General features: G+C 59.2%; 1 protein-coding gene and 1 pseudogene (1 of these 2 running past the window's edge). Both read right to left on the bottom strand.

What is annotated here, in order from left to right; all coding sequences use genetic code 11:
- Positions 1-133: 133 nt before the first annotated feature.
- A complete protein-coding gene (locus A3H92_04710; GenBank protein OHC74979.1) occupies positions 134-799 on the bottom strand; it encodes a hypothetical protein in 666 nt (221 codons plus the stop codon).
- A 124-nt stretch (positions 800-923) separates the two neighbouring features.
- Positions 924-1681: pseudogene (locus A3H92_04705) on the bottom strand (hypothetical protein); it runs 585 nt beyond the window's last position.

Genomic DNA, 1681 nt, shown 5'->3' with positions numbered 1-1681 from the left:
GCAGCAACCTCCCCTGCCCCCTCCTTGGTAAGGAGGGGAAAGCGCGGGGGCTGTCATGAGTCAATGATTAAGGTCGATGGTATAAAACAGATGAAGCGTGGGGATCAATGAAAAACGGCGAAAGCGGGAAGAATCAGCTTTCCAGCCCCTCGGCGCGGTTGACGATGGTGTCGATTTCTTTCTTCACCAGACGCTCGATCAGGTAAGGCAGGTTGCGGTCCAGCCATTCCTTGAGAACCGGCTTCAGCATTTCCCTGACCATTCCCTCAAGGGTTACGTCCCTGGCGCCGACCAATACATCCCTTCGGTCCAGGATGGCGCGCGCCAACTCGGAAAGCACATCGGCGGACATCCGGGAGGCGGCCGCCGAAACCATCGGCTCGTAAGGCGCAATCATGGCCGGCGTCAGATCAAAGACATCCTCAGGCTCCGGCATTGCCGCCGGTATCGGCCTCGGCGGGGGCGCCGGCTTGAAGATGGGCTTGGGCGTCGGCTTGGGTATCGGCTTGGGAATCAGCTTGGGTATGGGTTTGGGCGTCGGCTCCGGCTCGGGTTCCGGTTCCGGCTCGGAAAATTCGATTACCTGCACAGGCTCCGGCTCGGGTTCAGGTTCAGGTTCCGGTTCCGGTTCCGGCTCGGGCTCGGGTTCAGGTTCCGGCTCGGGTTCAGGCTCCGGCTCCGGCTCGGGTTCAGGCTCCGGCTCGGGTTCAGGTTCCGGCTCAGGCTCCGGCGGCGCGGCTTTTGCCTCGCTTTCTTCCTCGGACAGAATACGACGGATGGAGGCAAGAATATCCTCCATCGACGGCTCTTGGCCGGCGTCACCTTCTGTCTGGCCTGCTTCTTTGCTCATGGAAGGTCCATTTAGTTAGACGTAAACCGCGTCCATAGACGGAAACCTTACCAAGCAATAGGTTACCAAATGGTTACTCACCAGCCTTGGATTCCCCCCCGTCAAAATCTTCGGCGCCGCCCGTGCTGCTTCCGCCGAACCACTTGTCTCGAACTTCAAGATAATGACCGGCGGGATCGTATAAATCCACAGGAAGGTTCATTTGTCGCGCAGTTAATTTTCCCATGGCCTCTTTAAGTTGGAAGATTGCCACCGTTTCATCGCGCTGAGACCGCACCATGCTTACCTTTGCGTTCAATAACTCCTGTTCGGCGTCCAGGATGTCAAGCACGGTGCGCGAACCGACGGCGGCCTCACGCTCGACCCCTTCAAGGGCGATTTCAGAGGCGTTTATCTGCGTTTTGAACGAATCGATTCGCGCTCGCGCCGTTTGCAGCGCCTCCCAGGCCTGGGTCGCCGTCTCGATGGCGTTGCGACGCGCCTGATCGGTTTTACGACGCTGTTCGCCGACCAGTTGCTTGGCTTCGCGCAGCCGGGAATAAACGGCGCCTTTCTGGTAGATGGGCATGGTCAAGGTCAGCTTGGCCTCGTAGGCGTCGACTCTGCTGTGTTCGCCTGACGAATCAAAGGAGCGTTTGGCGCTGCTTGAAAGGTCCAGCGAGGGCAGCAGTTCCCCCTGCGTCTTCTTGACATTGTCGGACTGCGCCTTTTCAAGGTATTCGGCTTCGATGACATTGGGATTGGAAACCGCCGCCGCCTTTATCGCATCATCCTTGCCGGCGACGATGTCCTCCGGCGCCGGCGGACGCACCAGCTTTCCCGGCGATTCGC

Source organism: Rhodospirillales bacterium RIFCSPLOWO2_02_FULL_58_16 (assembly GCA_001830425.1).
GTDB lineage: Bacteria > Pseudomonadota > Alphaproteobacteria > Rhodospirillales > 2-02-FULL-58-16 > 2-02-FULL-58-16.
This window is presented reverse-complemented; position numbering and strand designations above follow the sequence as displayed.